We start from the raw sequence: 15791 nt of genomic DNA, 5'->3' as shown, positions 1-15791 counted from the left end.
CTCGGCTCTAGACCAGGCCCTTGCCTTCGTCGTCGATGACCGTGCCCAGGTCGCTGCCGTCGTCGGCCAGGATCATCTCGTTGTGGGCCTTGCCCGACGGGATCATGGGGAAGCAGTTCTCTTCCTTGGTGACCCGGCAGTCGAACAGCACCGGCTTGTTCACCGAGATCATCTCCAGAATCTTGTCGTCCAGCTCGGCCGGCGTCTCGGCCCGGATGCCGACGCCGCCGAAGGCCTCGGCCATCTTCACGAAGTCGGGCAGGCTGGCCGAATAGGAGTGGCTGTAGCGCTCCCCGTGCAGCAGCTGCTGCCACTGGCGCACCATCCCCATCCACTCGTTGTTGAGGATGAAGATCTTGATCGGCAGCTCGTACTGAATGGCCGTGGCGATCTCCTGCATGGTCATCTGCACGCTGGCGTCGCCGGCGATGTCGATGACCAGGGAGTCCGGGTGGGCCATCTGCACGCCGACCGCGGCGGGCAGGCCGTAGCCCATGGTGCCCAGGCCGCCCGAGGTCATCCAGCGGTTGGGCTGCTCGAAGCGGTAGTACTGGGCCGCCCACATCTGGTGCTGGCCGACCTCGGTGGTGATGTAGGTGTCGCGGTCCTTGGTCAGCTCGTACAGCCGCTCCACGGCGTACTGCGGCTTGATCAGGGTGGCGTCCGGCGCGTAGCGGAAGCCCTGGCGGGCGCGCCAGGCGTCGATCTGGGTCCACCAAGCCTTCAGGGCGGCCTTGTCGGTGGACATCTTGCGCGCGGTCCAGACCGCGATCAGGTCCTCCAGCACCGAGCCGGCGTCGCCGACGATGCCGATGTCGGCCTTGACGTTCTTGGAGATCGAGGAGGCGTCGATGTCGATGTGGATCTTCTTCGAGCCTGGCGAGAAGGCGTCCAGCCGGCCGGTGACCCGGTCGTCGAACCGGGCGCCGACGCAGATCATCACGTCGCAGTCGTGCATGGCGTGGTTGGCCTCATAGGCCCCGTGCATGCCCAGCATCCCCAGCCACTGCGGGTCCGAGGCCGGGAAGGCGCCCAGGCCCATCAGGGTGGAGGTCACCGGCGCCCCGGTCAGCTTGGCGAAGTCGCGCAGCAGCTGGGCGGCCTTGGGGCCGGCGTTGATGACGCCGCCGCCGGTATAGAGGATCGGCTTGCGCGCGCCGGCGATCAGGGCCGCGGCCTCGGCGATCTTGCCGGCGTCGCCCTTGGTGCGCGGATTGTACTCGTGGTTGTGCTTGACCGCCTTGGGGCCCTGATAGGCGCCCTTGGAGAACTGCACGTCCTTGGGGATGTCGATGACCACCGGACCCGGACGGCCCGAGGTGGCGATGTGGAAGGCCTCGTGCAGGATGCGCGGCAGCTCCTCGACCGACTTCACCAGATAGTTCTGCTTGGTGATCGAGCGGGTGATGCCGACCGTGTCGCACTCCTGGAAGGCGTCGGTGCCGATCAGGTGGGTGGCGACCTGGCCGGTGATGACCACCATGGGGATGGAGTCCATCAGGGCGTCGACGATGCCGGTGACCGCGTTGGTGGCGCCGGGACCGGAGGTCACCAGGACCACGCCGCACTTGCCGGTGGACCGCGCATAGCCTTCGGCGGCGTGGGTCGCCCCCTGCTCGTGGCGGACCAGGACGTGCTGCAAACGCGGCTCGTCGAACAGGGCGTCGTAAATCGGCAGCACCGCGCCGCCCGGATAGCCGAAGAGCACCTCGACGCCCTGGTCGATCAGGGCGCGGACGACGATCTCGGCGCCGGTCAGGGTTTCGATGTCGGCTTCGATGGTCTGGTGGGCGGTCATTTGGGTAGCGCCTAGTGTGGGGCAATAAAAAAGGCCCTCAAGGGGGCCCGGGCAAGCGACCTTGTCAGGCTGACGTGATCGTCAGCCCGCGACAGGTCGCCGTACAAGTACAAGAATCTCGCGCACGAGCATTCTCCGAAACGAAGGTCCTTGCTGATGCCATGCCCCCGTCAGGCCGTCAAGCCGGGGTTGAGCGCAAGAAACTGCCTCCACTGCGCGTCGGCGTCGGTGGCGGTGATCCGCGGCCAGTCCGCCATCTGGCCCCGCAGCCAGGTGGATTGGCGCTTGGCGTAGCGGCGGGTCTCCTGCTGGGCGGCCGCCAGGGCACGGGCCGGAGTCAGTTCGCCGCGCAGCTGGGCGGCCAGTTCGCGCACCCCCACGGCCTTCAGGATCGGCAGGGCGGGGTCCAGATCGCGCGCCATCAGCTGCGCCACCTCCTCCAGGGCGCCGGCCGCCAGCATGGTCTCCAGCCGCAGGTCGCAACGGTCGTAGAGCCAGCGCCGGTCGGGCTCCAGGGCGACGGCCGCGTAGCTGTCGGCGGGGAGGGCCGGGGTCGTGCGTCCCTGCCAGTCGGAGAGCGAGACCCCGCTGGCGGCGAAGACCTCCCAGGCGCGGACCAGGCGCTGGCGGTCGCCGGGGCTTATCCGGGCCGCGGCGGCCGGATCGGCCTGGGCCAGCCGCGCGCGGAAGCCGGCCTCGCCCATGGCGTCGTAGTCGGCGGCGGCCTGGTCGCGGACCTCCGGCGGTATCGGCGGGATCTCCGCCAGGCCGTGGGTCAGGGCGCGGAAATAGAGGCCTGTCCCGCCCACGACGACGACCGGTCGGCCGCGGCCCGTGATCTCGTTGATCTCCTGCGTGGCCGCCCGCGACCAGGTCCCCACCGACCAGCCGTCGGCGGCGTCCACCGTCCCCACCAGGTGATGCGGGACCCAGGCCTCCTCCTCGCGGGAGGGGCGGGCGGTCACCACCCGCAGGTCGCGATAGATCTGCAGGGCGTCGGCGCCGACGATCTCGGCCCCGGTCTTCTGCGCCAAACGCAGGGCCAGCGCCGACTTGCCGCTTGCCGTGGGCCCGGCGATCAGCCAGATGCGGGGCTCCATGCAGCTCGCCCTTACCCTCGTCAGTCCCACGCCCGAAGCGGCCCAGGCCGGTGTCGACCTCGTCAACGCAGCGCTCGCAGGCGCACGCGCCCGCGTCAAGGAGCCCCGGCTCCTGGGGCCCGGCGCCTATGACCTGTCGGTCGAGGCGCTGGCCCTCGCCCCGGTGCGCATCGCCGTCGCCAACGCGTTGGAGGGTCTACCCGTCGACGCCTGCGTCCAGCACTGGAACGGCCGCCGCAAGCGGCTGCTGATCGCCGACATGGATTCCACCATCATCGGCTGCGAGTGCATCGACGAGCTGGCCGACTTCGCCGGGGTGAAGGACAAGGTCTCGGAGATTACCGAGCGCGCCATGCGCGGCGAGCTCGACTTCGAGTCCGCCCTGCGCGAGCGGGTGGCCATGTTGAAGGGCCTGTCCGTCGACGTCCTGCAGCGCTGCTATGACGAGCGGGTCGAGCTGAACCTGGGGGCGCGGACCCTGGTGCGCACCATGGCCGCCCACGGCGCGCGGGCCTTCCTGGTCTCCGGCGGCTTCTCCTTCTTCACCAGCCGGGTGGCGGAGGCCGCGGGCTTCCACGCCAATCGCGCCAACACCCTGATCGAGGCCAACGGCCTGCTGACCGGCGAGGTGGGTCGCCCCATCCTCGGCCGCGAGGCCAAGCTGGCCGCCCTGCGCGAGGAGACCTCCGCCCTGGGCGTCACCCCGGCTGAGGCGCTCGCCGTCGGCGACGGCGCCAATGACCTGGCCATGATCAACGAGGCGGGCCTGGGCGTCGCTTATCGCGCCAAGCCCATCGTCGCCGCCGAGGCCGACGCCAAGGTCGACCACTCCGACCTCACCGCCCTGCTGCACTTCCAGGGCTATGCGGTGCAGGACTTCGTTACAGACTGACGCGAGGCTTGATTTCGCGCCGGCCGCCGACCTGCGCTATGGCCGGGCCATGAGCCTGCCCCGCATCCCCAAGGCCGTCGTCTTCGACATGGACGGCCTGCTCTGCGACACCGAGGTCGTCTATCGCGACGCCATGATCGCCACGGCCGCCGAGCACGGCCACGACATGCCGCTCTCCCTGTTCAAGAGCATGATCGGCCTGCCGGGTCCCATGAGCGACCGCCAGGTGCTCAACCACTTCGGCGAGGACTTCCCCATCATTCAGTTCAACAGCCGGGTCATGGAGCATGTCGACCGCGCCTGCGAGGAGGGCATCGCCCTGAAGGCCGGGGTGCTGGAGCTGCTGGACACCCTGGACGCTCTCGGCCTGCCGCGCGCCATCGCCACCTCCTCCAGCCACCGGGCGGTGGAGGCGCACCTGGGTCACGCCGGGATCATCCCCCGCTTCCACGCCATCGTCGCCCGCGGCGACTATGTGAACGGCAAACCCAATCCCGATCCCTTCCTCAAGGCCGCCGAGCGTCTGGAGATCGCCCCCCATCTCTGCCTGGCCCTGGAGGACAGCCACAATGGCGTCCGCGCCGCGTCCTCGGCCGGCATGATGACCATCATGGTCCCCGACCTGCTGGACCCCACCGAGGAGATGCACGCCCTCTGCGTCCGCATCGCTTCGGACCTGCACGAGGTGAGGGGGCTGCTCGTCTAATCCAGGGCGACGACCAGGCCCTGATGGGGCGCCAGCCGCAGCATTCCGGAAACAGGACCTGAGGCGGCGCCGTCGGTCGACAACAGCGTCTCACCGCCCGCAACCGGCAGCGCCCCGCCCGTGCCTGCCAGGTCGAGAGCCACCAGCAATCGCCGTCCATCCTGATGGCGCTCGAAGGCCAGCAGGGTGTCGGTGGCCGCGACGAGGCGATAGCCCGCGGAAGCCAGGGCCGGCTCCGCGCGTCGAAGGCGCAGCAGGGCGGCGTAGAGATTGAGGATCGACGCGGGATCCGCCGATTGGCGAGCCACGTTCCGTGTTCGCCAATCCTCGCCCAGGGGCAGCCAGGGCTCAGCGGTGCTGAACCCGGCGTTGGGGCTGGCGTCCCAGGGCATCGGGGTTCGCACCGGGTCACGGCCCAGCCCCCGGCCCGGCAGGTTGATCTCGAAGGGGTCGCGCACCCGCTCGGGCGCTATGGGCACGTCGGTCATCCCCAGCTCATCCCCCTGATAGAGGGTCGGTGTTCCCCGCAGGGTCAGCAGCAGCATGGCCGCAACCCGCGCCTGGGCCGGTCCCAGTCGGCTGGCCAGGCGGGAGCGGTCGTGATTGCCCAGCACCCAGTTGGGCCAGCCATGGGCCGGCAACTTGGCCTCATAGGCCGCCACCAGGTCCGCGACGGCTCGCGGCGTCCAGTCCACGGTCATCAGGTGGAAGTTGAAGGGCAGGTGGAAGCCGTCGGCCGCCCCGCCGTAGTAGGCCATCAGGCGGTCGATCGGCAGATAGGCCTCGCCGATCAGCACCCGGTCGTCGCCATAGCCCTCAGAGACCCTTCGCATGGCCGCGATCGCCTCATGCACCTCGGGCTGATCGACCGTGTGGTCGCGGCGCAACTTTTCGGTCGGCGCCATATCCTCCGACCACTCGGGGTTGGCCGGATTGTCCGCCAGGTCCTGAGCCTCGATCAGGTGATGTATGGCGTCGACGCGGAAGCCGTCCACCCCACGGTCGAACCAGAAACGCAGCACGTTCAGCATGGCCTCGACGACATGCGGATTGCGCCAATTGAGGTCCGGCTGAGAGGCCAGGAAGGCGTGGTAGTAGTACTGGCCGGTGGCCTCGTCCCAGGTCCAGGCCGGGCCTCCGAACTCCGACCGCCAGTTGTTGGGCGGCCCGCCAAGCGGCGCGGGGTCGCGCCAGATATACCAGTCGCGCCGGGGATTGGTGCGCGAAGACCGGCTCTCCTGGAACCACGGGTGCCGATCAGACGTGTGGTTGGGGATGTAGTCGAGGATGATCTTCAGGCCCTTCGCATGGGCTGCGTCCACCAGGGCGCGGAATGTCTTCATGTCGCCGAACAGGGCGTCGATGGCGACATGGTCGGAGACGTCGTAGCCGAAGTCCGCCATCGGCGAACGGAAGATCGGCGACAGCCACAGGGCGTCCACCCCCAGCTCCGCAAGGTAGTCGAGCCGCGAGAGGACGCCCGCCAGGTCACCGACGCCGTCGCCGTTCGAGTCCTGGAAGGAGCGCGGGTAGACCTGGTAGATCACCCCATGTCGCCACCACACGAAGCCGTCCGGACGCGAAGGGCGATGGGTCATGTGGGGCTCCGGTGACGGCAGAGCCCTAGAACAGCAGGCCTGCCCTTCTGTTCCGCCCGACGCCCGACATAGGAACCAAGGTTTACGATCGGGATTGCATGGCGCGGAGGCGCATCATGAGCAAACCCCTCAGCCCACCCCCTGTCGCCGGTTCTGGCCGCCGGGAGCTTCCGGCCTATGTCGCCAACGGCGTCATCGGACTGCGAGTCCGCGACATGCCGTTGGCCGCCGGCATGGCCTTGGTCAGCGGCTACACCGGCGAGCACTATGAGCGCCAGATCGAGGCGGCCGCCGTCGCCCCCTATCCCCTCGCCGCCGACCTCGCCCTCGACGGCGTCTGGCTGTCCGACGCCCCGCATCAGGTCGCCGATCTGGAACAGGCCTACGACTTCGCCTCCGGCGAGCTCACCAGCCGCTTCACCTTCACGGCCTCAGGACGCGTCGCTCGGGTGGAGGTGCTGACCTTCTGCAGCCGCGACGAGCCGACCCTGGTCTGCCAGGAGATCAGCCTCCTCGTCGACGGCGCCTGCGCGATGGGACTTCGCGCCGTCGTCGACGCCGGCGGGTCGGACGGCCGCGCCCTGCGCCACCGGCGCGACACCCCAGGCGAGCCCGAGCCCGCCGTCGACGGTTCCCTGCTCTGGGAATCCGCCGGCGGCTATTCCACCTGCGGCGTGGCCTTCGTCACCGAGCTGCTCGGGGCCGGCGACCAGACTCCCTCCTTCCCGCCCCTGCGCGACCACCGGCTCGTCACCGAATATGGCTTCCGCGCGCGGGCCGGCCGCAAGGTCCGGCTGCGCCAGATCGCCAGCCTGATCCCCACGACCTTGCATCAGGTCCCCGACCAGCAGGCGGTCCGTCTGGCCGCCAAGGCGCGCAAGGACGGCTTCGAGGCCCTGCGCGCCCGCAACCGCGCCATCTGGGACGAACTCTGGAAGGGCCGCATTCGCCTGGTGGGGGCGAGCGCGCGCTGGCAGGCGCTCGCGGACGCGGCCTTCTTCTACCTGAACACCTCGGTGCATTCGTCGTCGCCGGCCTCGACCTCGATCTTCGGTTTGGCGACCTGGCACGACTATCACTACTATTTCGGCCACGTGATGTGGGACATCGAGGCCTTCGCGGTCCCGCCCCTCTCGGTCCTGCAGCCGGAGGCGGCCGAGGCCCTCCTGGGCTACCGCTTCAGGCGCCTTGAGGGGGCCCGCCGCAACGCCCGGGTCTTCGGACGGCGCGGCCTGCAGTTCCCCTGGGAGAGTGGGCCGGTCAGCGGTGAGGAGAACGCGCCCCTGCCGGGGACAGCGGCGTGGCACGAAGACCACGTCTCCCTGGACGTCGCCCGCGCCTTTTCCTTCCACGCCGACGCCACCGGGGACGCGGAGTTCCTGCGCACCCGGGTGTGGCCGGTGCTGTCGGGCGTCGCCGAGTGGCTCACCACCCGGGTGACCCGGACCCGAAGTGGGTACGACATCGCCGCCTCCATGGGCATCGCCGAGCGCGAGCAGCCGGTCAACAACGCGGCCTTCACCAACATGGGCGCGGTCGTGGTGCTGACCGCCGCCACGGCCCTGGCCGAGCGTCTCGGCCGCGCCGCCGATCCGATATGGGCGAAGATCGCCAAGGGGCTGGCCATCCCCACCCGCGGCAGGGCCATCGTCTCCCACGACGCCTATCGCAGCAACGAGGAGAAGGGCGCGACCCCGGACCCTCTGATGGGCCTCTTCCCGTTCGGCTATCCGGCCGACAAGGCCACCGAACAGGCGACCCTGAAACTCTATCTGGAGCTCGCTCAGGACTATGTCGGCAGTCCCATGCTCTCGGCCCTGTACGGAGCCTGGGCGGCCATGGCCGGCGATAGGGCCCTGTCCCTGAAGCTGCTGGAGGACGGCTATGGCAGGTTCTGCGTCGGCCGGTTTCTGCAGATCCTGGAATACCGCCCCGACGTCTTCCCCGAGCAGCCGCAGGCCGGACCATTCTTCGCCAATATCGGCGGCTTCCTGACGGGCCTGCTGTTCGGCTTCCCCGGCCTGAGGGTCGGTCCCGGCGAGCCGGAGACCTGGGCCGAGCGTCCGGTGGTCCTGCCGGAGGGCTGGAGCGCCATCGAGGTTGATCGCCTCTGGATCCGGGGGCGACCCTACCGGCTGACAGCCCGTCAGGGGGCGGAGCGCGCGGAGTTGACCGCGTCGGGCTAGGCGCGCCGCGCCGGCTAGGGCTTGACGGCGACTCTATAATTCCATAATTCTCGAAATATGGAATCAACCATTCGGAGCCAGCCATGAAGCGCCTGCACATCCACGTCGGTGTCGCCGATCTCGACCAGTCGATCGGCTTCTACTCCACCCTGTTCAACACCGCGCCCAGCGTCGTCGAGAGCGACTACGCCAAGTGGATGCTGGAGGACCCGAGGGTGAACTTCGCCATCTCCGCCCGCCAGCGCGCGCCGGGGATCGACCACCTGGGCATCCAGGTCGACAGCCGCGCAGAGCTCGACGAACTGTCGGGCCGGCTGAAGGCGGCCGGCGAGACCACCCTGGATCAGGAGACCGCCACCTGCTGCTACGCCAAGTCCGACAAGGCCTGGGTCAACGACCCGGCCGGGGTGCGCTGGGAGACCTTCTTCACCTTCGGCGGCGCCACCAGCTACGGCGAGGACGAAGCGCCCTCGACGGCCAAGCCGGCGGCCCAGGCCTGCGGCGCGCTGGCCGCGTCCTGCTGCTGATCAGTCGGGCTCGGCCGTGAGGTCGGAGAAGGCGATCGGCTCGGCGGGCTGGCCCTCATCGGTGGCGAGGGCCAGCCGCCACCAACCGACGTCGCGCCAGGCGTCCAGCTTGAAGCCCACCTCGCGATAGACTCCGATGGGGGTGAACCCCATGGCCTCGTGCAGGGCCACGCTGCCCGCGTTGGGCAGGGCGATGCCGGCGAAGGCCGATCTCAGGCCCTGCCGCCTCAGCATGGGGATAAGGGCGCCATAGAGCGCCTGACCGACCCCGGACCGGTGGGCGCCTGCCGCCACATAGACCGTCACGTCGCAGGACCAACGATAGGCGGCCCGCTCGCGATGGGCGCCGGCATAGGCGTAACCCACCACCTCGCCGCCCCGCACGGCGGTCAGCCACGGATGGGTGGCCAGGGTCTCGGCGACCCGGCCGGCCATCACCTCCGGCGACGGCGGCTCCGTCTCGAAGGAGATCGCCGTGTCGGTGACGAAGGGCGCGTAGATGGCGGCGAAGGCCGCGGCGTCCGCCGGCTGCGCGATCCGGATTCCGACAACCTCCGCCATGGGCTCCTATCGCGCGTTGGGTCCGCGTTCGAAGTACTTGAAGAAGGCGCTGTCGGGGGAGAGCACCATCGTCGTGTCGCCCTGGCCCAGCGAGGCCTCATAGGCCTGCATCGACCGGTAGAAGGCCGCGAAGCCGGGATCGCGCCCGAAGCTCTGGGCGAAGATCCGGGTGCGCTGGGCGTCGCCCTCGCCTCGGGTGGTCTCGGCCTCCTCGGTGGCGGTGGCCAGAGTGATGGCCACCTCCTTGTCGGCGCCGGCGATGATCTCGCGCTTCTTCTGCTCGCCCTCGGCGCGCCGCTGGGCGGCCTCCTGCTGGCGGCTGGTCTGCATGCGGCGATAGACGGCCGCCTGGTTGGCGGCGGGCAGGTCGGCGCGCTTGATCCGCACGTCGATGATCTGGATGCCCAGGCGCGAGGAGTTGGCGCGCTTGGCCACGTCCACCTTGGTCTGGGCCATCAGGGCGCCGCGGCGTCCCGAGATGATGTCGCTGGAGGTGGCCGAGCCCAGAATCTGGCGCAGGGACGAGTTCAGCAGTCGCTCGATGCGGTCGTTGGCGGTGCGCTCGTCGCGCAGGGTGCGGTAGTACTGCAGCGGGTTGGAGATGCGGTAGCGGACGAAGGCGTCCACCACCAGGCGCTCCTGGTCGGCGGCGATGACCTCCTCCTGGTCGGCCTCGAGCTTCAGGTTGCGCTTGTCGAGCTTGATGACGTTCTCGAGGAAGGGCGCCTTGATCTTCAGGCCCGGGGCGTTCTCGCCCGGGGCGTTGATCACGCGGACCGGTTCGCCGAAGCGGACCACGATGGCCTGCTGGCGCTGCTCGACGATGAACACGGTGTTGAACAGGACGACCAGGACGCCAAGCGCGATGACGCCCCAGGTGGTGAGGCGGCGGTTCATTGCGGGGCTCCCGGGCTGGGGGTGACGACACGGCCGCCCTCAGCCTGCGGCTCCACGCGCACGGCGGCGGTCTTGGGCCGGAAGACGTCCGGCGGCAGGATGATCGGGGCGCTGGCGCCCTTGCCGTCGATGACCACCTTGTTGGAGCGCGACAGCACCCTCTGCATGGTCTCGATATAGAGGCGATCGCGGGTCACGCCCGGCGCGCGCTTGTACTCGGTGAGGATCTGGCTGAAGCGCGAGGCTTCACCGATGGCTTCCCGCACCGCCTGTTCGCGATAGCCCTGGGCCGACTGGGTCAGCTTGGCGGCGTCCCCCTTGGCCTCGTTGATCACCCGGTTGCGATAGGAGTTGGCCTCGTTGACCGCGCTCTCGGCGTCCTGGCCGGCGTTGGCCACCTCGCGGAAGGCGGCGACCACCTCCTGCGGCGGGTTGGCGCTGCGGATCTGCACCTCGACGACGCTGACGCCGGCGCCCCAGCCGTCCAGGGTCTTCTGCATCAGCTCGGCCGACTGGGTCTGCACCTTGCCGCGGCCGGTGGTCAGGATGTCCTGCAGGGTGGTCTTGCCCACCACCTCGCGCATGGCGCTTTCGGCCACGGCCTTCACGGCGTCTTCCTGGTCGCGGACCGTGAAGACGTACTTGGCGGCGTCGGCGACGCGCCAGGTGACGCTGAAGTCCAGGTTCACGATGTTCTCGTCGCCCGTGAGCATCAGGCTCTCTTCGGGCACGTCGGCGCCGGCCGAGCCGCCGATGTCGATGCGGTTCAGGCTGGTGACCGCCACCTTCTCCACGTGCTCGATGGGGGCGGGCAGGCGGTAGCGCAGGCCCGGCGTCTCCGAGCGCGAATAGGCGCCGAAGGTGGTGACCACCGCCTCCTCGTTGGGCTGGACGATGTAGAGGCCCGACAGCGCCCAGATGGCGAAGCCGGCGCCGGCCACGGCGGCGAGCGCGCCAGGCCGTACGGGATCGCCGGGACCCCGGCCGCCGAACATGCCGCGCAGCTGGGCGACCAGACGGTCAAAGAGGGCGGAGATGTCGGGTCCGTTCGGGCCGCCGGGGCCGCCCGGACGGCGCGGGCCGCCGCCGCCGCGTTGCGGGCCCGGGCTCTTGGGGGGCTGCTTGTCGCCGCCCTCACCAGACGGCGGAGAGCCCCAGGGGCCGGGGTTCGCATTGTCGTTCCAGGGCATGGTCGCGTCGTCTGCTTCTTTTGTCTCGGCGCGGCGGCTGCGTTGGCTGCCTGTCGTCGGGCTTGTAAACCGGCGCTGTCAGCCGGATATGAGGCGCGCGAGCCCGCAAAGCAAGACACACAGGCGTCATGGATAGTCCGACCGCCCCCGAACGCGCCCTCATCCTGGCCGCCCTCGACCAGGTGCTCGACCCCAAGACCGGCAAGGGATTGGTCGCCGCCCGGCTGGTGCACGGCCTCAACCTCGCGCCCGGCCGCGCCGGCTTCGTGCTGGAGGTGGCCGCCGCCGACATCCCGCTCTACGAGCCCACCCGCGCCCAGGCCGAGCGGGCGCTGACCCGCGTCGACGGCGTCGCCCAGGCCCAGGTGCTGTTGACGGTGCAGGCCGACGCCCCGCCGCCCCCGGCGCCCGGCGTCACCCGCGTGGTCAAGGGCGCCCGCGTGACCCAGGATCCCGCCGCCGCCCCGAAGCCGCCGGTGGACGCCGCCCGGCCCGACCATGTCCGCCGCGTCATCGCCGTGGCCAGCGGCAAGGGTGGGGTGGGCAAGTCCACCATCTCGGTCAATCTGGCCGCCGCCTTCGCCGCCATGGGCCTGCGGGTCGGCCTGCTGGACGCCGACATCTATGGGCCGTCGGCGCCGCGCATGCTGGGGATCGACGGCGACCCGGGCTTCGGCCCCGACAAGAAGCTCATCCCGCTCGAGGCCTGGGGGATGAAGGTGATGTCCATCGGCTTCCTGGTGGACGAGGCCGCCCCGATGATCTGGCGCGGGCCCATGGCCTCCTCGGCCGTGCGCCAGATGGCCAACGACGTGGCCTGGGGGACCGAGGCCGAGCCCCTCGACATCCTGGTGGTCGACATGCCGCCGGGCACCGGCGACATCCAGCTGACCCTGGTCCAGAAGATCAAGCTGGACGGGGTGGTGATCGTGTCCACGCCGCAGGAGATCGCCCTGATCGACGCGCGCCGGGCCGTCGCCATGTTCCAGAAGACCGCCACCCCGATCCTCGGGTTCGTGGAGAACATGTCCTACTTCCCCGACCCGGCCACCGGCGCCCGCATCCCGATCTTCGGCGAGGGCGGCGGCAAGGCCGAGGCGGAGAAGCTGGGCCTGCCCCTGCTGGGGGAGATCCCGCTGGATCAGGCCCTGCGCCAGGCCTGCGACGACGGTCGTCCGGTGACGGCCGCCGCGCCCCAGAGCCCGGCGGCCAACGTCTTCAACCAGATCGCCAAGGCGTTGCTCTAAAGCGTGACAGCCTGAAGTGGACGCCGGTTCAGGCGCCCGTCACGCGACAAGCATAGGCCCTACCGGGTGGGCGAGATCGGCGACGGCCCGGAGGTCACCCCCACCAGGGGCTCGTCCTCGACGGCCTCGGTGAAGCCCGCCTCCTGCTCGTCCAGCTGCCGGCGGATGTCGGCGTGGCGATCGCGATCCAGCTTGTAGCCGAAGAAGCAGGCGCCGCCGACCAGCACCAGGGCGATGGGGGCGAAGAGGTAGCAGGTCTCCAGGCCGCGGATCGCCGCCTCGGTGTTGATGGCGCCATCCTTGGCGTTGTAGCCGACGAAGGCCAGCACCGGGAACACGATGGCCACGGTGATGGAGGACCCGAACTTCTGGGTCATGGTGACCAGGGCGTAGAGCAGGCCCGTCTGTTCCTTGCCCGTCTTCAGCCTCAGCTCGTCGCCGACATCGGCCACCATGGCGCGCACCAGCAGGACGAAGGCGCTGGCGCAGAAGCCGACGGCGAACATGCCCACGGCGGTGGGAACGAACAGGCCCTTGGGAATGGCCATCAGCACGGTCTGGGCCACGGCATAGCAGACGCAGGCCACCTGCAGGGTGCGGTGCTTGCCCAGCTTCTGCGCGATGCGGGCCCAGAACGGCGCGCCGAACAGGCCGGCCCCGATATAGGGGATCAGCAGCAGGCTCACCTGGCTGATGGGGAAGCCCTTCGCGTCGTGGAAGAAGAAGATGTAGATCGGCCCGGTCGTGCCGGGACCCAGCACCAGGAACAGGTCGGCGATCACCAGCCGCACCATCGAGGGCTGGGTGAAGACCTGCATATAGTCCTTGAGCTTGGCGTGTTCGGGACGTTCCGACGTCACCTTCTCCGGGGCGAAGAAGATGCTGGCCGCCGCGGTGAAGGGCATCAGGGCGATGATCAGGTAGCCGATCGCCTGCATGCTGGAGCCTTCCCCGGGCTTGATCGCGCCGTGCGTCAGCAGAGGCATCATCAGCAGGGTGACCGAGCCCATCACCGCCACGGCCTGCATCCAGCCGTAGACGCGCGAGCGCTCGTTGTAGCCGGTGGCCAGCGCCGCGGCCCAGGCGGCGTGCGAGAGGCCGGTGATCGAGGTGCCGGTATAGGTCACCAGCAGCCACAGGATCAGGTAGCCCGCGCCGGCGTCGGCCGGCGGATTGAGGATCTTGTAGATCGACAGGATCAGGATCGGCATGCCCAGCGCGTACCAGACCCGGTAGCGGCCGAACCGCGTGCGGGTACGGTCCATGGCGCCGCCGATCACCAGGTCGAAGCCCAGGTCGATGAGCCGCACCAGGGCCACGGCCCCGGCCACGGCGGTCAGCGAGATGCCGATATGGCCGGCGTAGAAGCGCGGCAGGTAGGTGCCCAGGATCAGGGCGAGCATGGCGCCGGGAATGCCGGCGCTGGCGAAGGCGAATATAACCGGGGTCGATAAACGGCCCGCCGCCGGATTGGCGGTTATGGAAGCCACGAGCGTCTCCTCAAAATGACTGGTGCGCCTCTGGGGGCGCTTATCCGGTCAGGAGAGCGTGGCCGGAGCAGCCGCGCAAGCACTTTCCGTCGGGGCGGCGGGGCTCCGGCCCCCGATTCAGGGCCTGCTGGCGTCCGGCAGGTCGACCCCCGAGGTCGTCTGCAGCACCCCGGCCTCGGCGGCCATGGCGTCGCGGAGGTCGAGTTGCCGGCGGACCTCGCCGTGGCGCGCGGCGTCGAGCTTCCAGCCGATGAAGCAGGCCCCGCCGACGAACACCAGGATGACTGGCGCGAACACGTAGCAGAGCTCCAGGCCGCGGATGGCCTCGGGGGTGTTCACGGCGCCTTCGCTGGCGTTGTAACCGACCATGCCCAGCACGGTGAAGCTGATGCCGACGGTGATCGCCCCACCGATCTTCTGAGTTGTGGTGACCAGGGCGTAGAGCAGGCCGGCCCGCTCCTCGCCGGTCTCAAGCCGCACCTCGTCGGCGACGTCGGCCACCATGGCCCGAACAATCAGTACGAAGGCCGAGGAGACGAAGCCCACCGCGAACATGCCGGGGATGGCCAGCGCCATGGTGGCCTTGGGGATGATCATCAGGGCCGACTGGGTTATGGCGTAGCAGACCGAGGTGAGCATCAGGGTGCGATGCTTGCCCAGCTTCTGCGCCAGCCAGCTCCAGAAGATGGCGCCGGCCAGACCCGCGGCGATGTAGAACATCAGCAGGATCGAGGTCTGAGGTCCGGTGTAGCCCCGGGCGTCATGGAAGAAGAACAGGTAGAGGGCCGCCGTGGTGCCCGGACCCAGAGCCATCACGAAGTCGGCGAAGATCAGCCGCATCATCTCCGGGCGGGTGATCAGTTTCCAGTAGTCGGCGAAGCTGGCGTGCTGGCCGGTCGCCTTGGGAGCCACCCGCTCCGGACTGATCCAGATGCAGAGCACGACCGTGATCGGCAGCAGGACGATGCAGAACCAGCCCATGGCGTGGACGCTCTCGGCGAAGCTGCCCTTCACGGCCAGTTGCACGACCAGGATCAGCACCGCGCCGATGACGCCGACGGCGCTGATCACGCCGTAGACCCGGCTGCGGTCATTGTAGTCGGTGGCGAGCGCCGCGCCCCAGGCCGCCTGGGCCAGGGTCACGATGGAGATCCCCAGGTACAGCACCAGCAGCCAGCCGATAACGTAGCCCTCGCTGACCCCCTTGTCGGCCATGAACAGCATGTAGACCGAGGCCATCACCAGGGGCGCGCCCACCACCAGCCACGGACGATAGCGGCCCCAACGCGATGTGGTCCGGTCCATGGCCATGCCCAGCAGCGGGTCCACCGCCAGGTCCAGCAGCCGCACGATGGTGATCGCCGCGCCAACCGCCACCATGGAGAGACCCAGGTGTCCGGCGAAGAACCGGGGCAGGTAGACCCCCATCACCAGGCCGATGGCCGCGATCGGCAAGGCCGTCGAGGCGAACGATAGGGCGACCGGCAGCGATAGCCGCTGGGATGGGGGCGAAACCGCCATGAAGGACCTCCAAATGGGTTGGCGCTAAGGGCGCCGGCTCTAAAAAATGCAGTCTGCGCCGAAATTGGCGCGAGGGAA

General features: G+C 69.5%; 13 protein-coding genes. 5 read left to right on the top strand and 8 right to left on the bottom strand.

The window, feature by feature from the left end:
• Positions 1-7 precede the first annotated feature (7 nt).
• Together ACO06I_RS11275 and miaA are read right to left on the bottom strand one after the other, a co-directional pair.
• Complete coding sequence (locus tag ACO06I_RS11275) at positions 8-1798, bottom strand: acetolactate synthase 3 large subunit (RefSeq protein ID WP_421932663.1); 1791 nt, start codon at positions 1796-1798, stop codon at positions 8-10.
• Between the two features lie 170 nt (positions 1799-1968).
• Complete coding sequence (gene miaA / locus ACO06I_RS11270; protein WP_421932662.1) at positions 1969-2898, bottom strand: tRNA (adenosine(37)-N6)-dimethylallyltransferase MiaA; 930 nt, start codon at positions 2896-2898, stop codon at positions 1969-1971.
• Here miaA and serB point away from each other — a divergent pair.
• Both serB and ACO06I_RS11260 read left to right on the top strand, forming a co-directional pair.
• Positions 2897-3790 carry a phosphoserine phosphatase SerB gene (gene serB / locus ACO06I_RS11265; protein WP_421932661.1) on the top strand — a complete coding sequence of 298 codons (894 nt, stop codon included), beginning with the start codon at positions 2897-2899 and terminating at the stop codon, positions 3788-3790. The two genes, miaA and serB, sit on opposite strands and share 2 nt — an antisense overlap.
• Positions 3791-3839: 49 nt before the next feature.
• Positions 3840-4496, top strand: coding sequence for an HAD family hydrolase (locus ACO06I_RS11260; protein WP_421932660.1), 657 nt, complete (start codon positions 3840-3842; stop codon positions 4494-4496).
• Here ACO06I_RS11260 and ACO06I_RS11255 read toward each other — a convergent pair.
• Entirely contained in the window at positions 4493-6094 is a 1602-nt protein-coding gene (locus ACO06I_RS11255; RefSeq protein ID WP_421932659.1) for an alpha-amylase family glycosyl hydrolase, read from the bottom strand. The two genes, ACO06I_RS11260 and ACO06I_RS11255, sit on opposite strands and share 4 nt — an antisense overlap.
• Before the next feature lie 116 nt (positions 6095-6210).
• Between ACO06I_RS11255 and ACO06I_RS11250 the strand changes: the two genes are divergently transcribed.
• Both ACO06I_RS11250 and ACO06I_RS11245 read left to right on the top strand, forming a co-directional pair.
• On the top strand, positions 6211-8280 hold the full coding sequence (locus ACO06I_RS11250; RefSeq protein WP_421932658.1) for a glycoside hydrolase family 65 protein: 2070 nt from the start codon (positions 6211-6213) through the stop codon (positions 8278-8280).
• An 83-nt stretch (positions 8281-8363) separates the two neighbouring features.
• The gene (locus ACO06I_RS11245) at positions 8364-8807 is read left to right on the top strand and encodes an ArsI/CadI family heavy metal resistance metalloenzyme (protein WP_421932657.1); all 444 of its coding nucleotides are present in this window, start codon (positions 8364-8366) and stop codon (positions 8805-8807) included.
• Here ACO06I_RS11245 and ACO06I_RS11240 read toward each other — a convergent pair whose 3' ends face one another.
• Genes ACO06I_RS11240 through hflK form a run of 3 tightly spaced genes read right to left on the bottom strand, consistent with a single transcriptional unit; the run spans position 8808 to position 11455 of the window.
• Positions 8808-9368 carry an arsinothricin resistance N-acetyltransferase ArsN1 family B gene (locus ACO06I_RS11240; protein ID WP_421932656.1) on the bottom strand — a complete coding sequence of 187 codons (561 nt, stop codon included), beginning with the start codon at positions 9366-9368 and terminating at the stop codon, positions 8808-8810. It lies immediately after the preceding gene.
• A gap of 6 nt (positions 9369-9374) precedes the next feature.
• The gene (hflC, locus tag ACO06I_RS11235; protein ID WP_421932655.1) at positions 9375-10265 is read right to left on the bottom strand and encodes a protease modulator HflC; all 891 of its coding nucleotides are present in this window, start codon (positions 10263-10265) and stop codon (positions 9375-9377) included.
• Positions 10262-11455 (bottom strand): FtsH protease activity modulator HflK, encoded by a 1194-nt coding sequence (gene hflK, locus ACO06I_RS11230; RefSeq protein ID WP_421932654.1) that lies wholly within the window; start codon positions 11453-11455, stop codon positions 10262-10264. The genes hflC and hflK overlap by 4 nt, the downstream gene beginning before the upstream one ends.
• A gap of 128 nt (positions 11456-11583) precedes the next feature.
• On the opposite strand from hflK, the gene ACO06I_RS11225 reads away from it, so the two are divergent.
• The gene (locus ACO06I_RS11225; protein ID WP_421932653.1) at positions 11584-12702 is read left to right on the top strand and encodes an Mrp/NBP35 family ATP-binding protein; all 1119 of its coding nucleotides are present in this window, start codon (positions 11584-11586) and stop codon (positions 12700-12702) included.
• 59 nt (positions 12703-12761) lie between these two features.
• Here ACO06I_RS11225 and ACO06I_RS11220 read toward each other — a convergent pair whose 3' ends face one another.
• The gene (locus ACO06I_RS11220; protein WP_421932652.1) at positions 12762-14192 is read right to left on the bottom strand and encodes an MFS transporter; all 1431 of its coding nucleotides are present in this window, start codon (positions 14190-14192) and stop codon (positions 12762-12764) included.
• Positions 14193-14309: 117 nt separating this feature from the next.
• Positions 14310-15713 carry an MFS transporter gene (locus tag ACO06I_RS11215; RefSeq protein WP_421932651.1) on the bottom strand — a complete coding sequence of 468 codons (1404 nt, stop codon included), beginning with the start codon at positions 15711-15713 and terminating at the stop codon, positions 14310-14312.
• Positions 15714-15791 lie beyond the last annotated feature (78 nt).

Source organism: Phenylobacterium sp., from assembly GCF_965229015.1.
Lineage (GTDB): Bacteria > Pseudomonadota > Alphaproteobacteria > Caulobacterales > Caulobacteraceae > Phenylobacterium.
Note: the sequence above shows the minus strand (reverse complement) of the source record. Positions and strands in the feature narration are given on the sequence as shown.

Excerpts from the sequence above, each read along its gene's own strand:
- ACO06I_RS11255 (WP_421932659.1), bottom strand. The coding sequence starts at position 6,094 with ATGACCCATCGCCCTTCGCGTCCGGACGGCTTCGTGTGGTGGCGACAT.
- ACO06I_RS11260 (WP_421932660.1), top strand. The coding sequence starts at position 3,840 with ATGAGCCTGCCCCGCATCCCCAAGGCCGTCGTCTTCGACATGGACGGC.
- ACO06I_RS11240 (WP_421932656.1), bottom strand. The coding sequence starts at position 9,368 with ATGGCGGAGGTTGTCGGAATCCGGATCGCGCAGCCGGCGGACGCCGCG.
- hflK (WP_421932654.1), bottom strand. The coding sequence starts at position 11,455 with ATGCCCTGGAACGACAATGCGAACCCCGGCCCCTGGGGCTCTCCGCCG.
- serB (WP_421932661.1), top strand. The coding sequence starts at position 2,897 with ATGCAGCTCGCCCTTACCCTCGTCAGTCCCACGCCCGAAGCGGCCCAG.
- ACO06I_RS11275 (WP_421932663.1), bottom strand. The coding sequence starts at position 1,798 with ATGACCGCCCACCAGACCATCGAAGCCGACATCGAAACCCTGACCGGC.
- ACO06I_RS11215 (WP_421932651.1), bottom strand. The coding sequence starts at position 15,713 with ATGGCGGTTTCGCCCCCATCCCAGCGGCTATCGCTGCCGGTCGCCCTA.
- miaA (WP_421932662.1), bottom strand. The coding sequence starts at position 2,898 with ATGGAGCCCCGCATCTGGCTGATCGCCGGGCCCACGGCAAGCGGCAAG.
- ACO06I_RS11250 (WP_421932658.1), top strand. The coding sequence starts at position 6,211 with ATGAGCAAACCCCTCAGCCCACCCCCTGTCGCCGGTTCTGGCCGCCGG.
- ACO06I_RS11245 (WP_421932657.1), top strand. The coding sequence starts at position 8,364 with ATGAAGCGCCTGCACATCCACGTCGGTGTCGCCGATCTCGACCAGTCG.
- ACO06I_RS11225 (WP_421932653.1), top strand. The coding sequence starts at position 11,584 with ATGGATAGTCCGACCGCCCCCGAACGCGCCCTCATCCTGGCCGCCCTC.
- hflC (WP_421932655.1), bottom strand. The coding sequence starts at position 10,265 with ATGAACCGCCGCCTCACCACCTGGGGCGTCATCGCGCTTGGCGTCCTG.